The following is a 2,380-nucleotide window of genomic DNA, read 5'->3' on the forward strand; positions in this document are numbered from 1 at the left end:
GGCGGGCGGTGCGCGATGCCTATGGGCTGAAGTTCAAGTCTGCCCGGCCCTATCAGCCGACTTTCATGTATCGCGCGCTGGCGAGCGGCGCGGCGGACGTGATCCCGGCATTCTCGTCAGACGGGCGGATCGCGGCGGACCGGCTGACCGTGTTGGCCGATCCAAAGGGAGCCATTCCGGGTTATGATGCGATCCTGCTGGTCGCGCCGGAGCGGACCGGCGATGCGCGATTCCTGGCCGCCATTCGGCCATTGGTGGGCAAGGTGCCGGTGGCGGCGATGCGCGAGGCGAATTACATGGTCGATCGGGATATGGACAAGGTGTCGCCGGACGCGGCGGCGCGGTGGTTGGAGAAACGGATCGGATTGTAGACAATTCGCCCTCACCCTTCGCGCCTGCGCCTCCCTCCCTCTCCCGGCGGGAGAGGGAGGGAGGCGCGAAGCGCCGGAAGGGTGAGGGCGACCGCCCCCAAGTTGCACCTCCGAAACAATTCCGCCACCCTCCCCCAAACACATGTGTGGACGGCCCGTGCAAGTCACCTTCTGCCTAACCCTTCTCACCTTCCCGCACCGGAACCCCGAAGTGGGGTGGGCGGCGAAAATCGACCGGAAAGGCACGCCGCAAAGGCGGGCTGCACCCGCAGGGCCGCAACAACGTGGAGGACCCGGCGCAGCCGGGTTGCGGCTCGCCGAGGCGGGCCTAGCAGGGAGAGCCGGCCATCCCGCTTCGGGGGTCAGGCCAACAGACGCGTCGCCGCGCGACAGCGCGGCGTCCGCTGAATTCTTCGACTATTACGCGAGGTGACACCGAGCATGACTGCGATCGGTTGGGTGCGGTCATGTGTCCGGCCGGTTGGTGCGGTCGGCGACCGCTGGCCCTGATGAAATCCGCGGATCGCACGTTCCATCAGTGAAACGGGCTCGAAGGCTCCCTTCGTTTTCCGAACTGAGCGATCCCCGGCTTAACCGGTTCGTCATCATGGCTTGAGCACCACCTCGCTTCCTTCGGAGCCAGGCTCCGCGGGAAACTCTACAAATGCGTCATGATGCCGTCGCCGGCGCGCGGAACGTGCCGCCGCGTGTGAGGATGGCCCAGATGATGCGCGCCGTCTTGTTCGCCAGTGCGACGGCCGCGACCAGCGGTGGCCGGCGCTCCATCAGCGCCATCAGCCAAGGCGAGGCCTTCTCCGGCGCGACGCGGGCCCGCTTGATCACCGAGAAGGCGCCGAGGACCAGCAGCGTTCGCAGGGTCTGGTCGCCCGCCTTGGTGATGCGCCCGAGCCTGGCCTTGCCGCCCGTCGAGTTCTGGCGTGGTGTCAGGCCCAGCCAGGCGGCAAAATCACGGCCCGATGGAAATCGAGAAACATCGCCAGCAAGTGCGATGATCGTGGTCGAGGTAACCGGCCCGACGCCCGGGATCGTGCTCAGGCGCTTGCAGGTATCATCGAACTGCGTGCTGGCCGCGATCTGGTGATCGAGGGTTACCAATCGGGCCTCGACCCCGCGAATGGCGTCAGCAAGCAATCGATAGGGATCGCGGATCAACTCTGGAAGGCGATCGTCGCCCGCGCTAGCGATACGCAGAATTTCGGTTGCGCCGCCAAGTCCCTGGTTGGTCACAATGCCAAACTCCGCCATCCCGGCGCGAAGGGCGTTCAACATCGCGGTGCGCTGCCCGACAAATTGGGTACGCAGCCGGTGCATCAGGGCCAGCGCCTGCGTGTCCGGCGCCTTGATCGGAACGAAGCGCATGGTCGGTCTGGTCACCGCCTCGCAGATCGCCTCGGCATCGGAAGCGTCGTTCTTGCCGCGCTTCACATAGGGCTTCACGTAATGCGCGGGCATGAGGCGAACGTCGTGCCCAAGTGCCTCGAGCTGGCGACCCCAGTAATGCGCGGTGCCGCACGCCTCGATCCCGACGCGGCATGGCGGAATCTCTTCGAAGAGCCGCATGAGCTGCGCTCGAGAATAGCGTTTGCGGATCACCACCGCACCAGCCGCATCAACTGCGTGCACCTGGAACACGTGCTTTGCGATATCCAAACCGATCGTTGCGATCTCCATCTCCGTTCCTCCTGTCCTGCTGCGAATCAGCAGGCGATGGTACCAACTGCGATCCCGCAGCCGTCCCACTTCATCAGTGAAGGAGCCGGGCGCAGCCCGGCTTGCCGGGGCCGCGAGCGGGCCTAGCAGGGAGCGCCGCCCACTCCCGCGCCACCGGGAGAGGTCCCAAACAGCGCCGCCGCGCGAGCGGCGACCGCAGCTCTTGCCGGCGGCAAAGCCGTCGCCAGCAAATGGATGGCCCCCGGGCCGGCGCGGGCGGATCAGCGGTGCAGGGTCGGGCTTCGCGGGGCAGGGCGGCATGTGTCGCCCGCTTCGCG

Annotated in this window: 2 protein-coding genes; one reads left to right on the top strand and one right to left on the bottom strand. The window is 66.6% G+C overall.

Annotation, left to right across the window (positions count from 1 at the left end):
* The coding region (locus tag U1769_RS24800; RefSeq protein WP_332720837.1) for a glycine betaine ABC transporter substrate-binding protein at positions 1-371 on the top strand (371 nt) is incomplete at its 5' end.
* Between the two features lie 669 nt (positions 372-1,040).
* Here the strand turns inward: U1769_RS24800 and U1769_RS24805 are convergent.
* Positions 1,041-2,063, bottom strand: a complete 1,023-nt coding sequence (locus U1769_RS24805) for an IS110 family RNA-guided transposase (RefSeq protein WP_332720838.1) — start codon at positions 2,061-2,063, stop codon at positions 1,041-1,043.
* Between the last annotated feature and the right edge of the window lie 317 nt (positions 2,064-2,380).

The sequence above is a fragment of the Parasphingomonas zepuensis genome (assembly GCF_036663735.1).
Taxonomy (GTDB): domain Bacteria; phylum Pseudomonadota; class Alphaproteobacteria; order Sphingomonadales; family Sphingomonadaceae; genus Sphingomonas.

Excerpts from the sequence above, each read along its gene's own strand:
- U1769_RS24805 (WP_332720838.1), bottom strand. The coding sequence starts at position 2,063 with ATGGAGATCGCAACGATCGGTTTGGATATCGCAAAGCACGTGTTCCAG.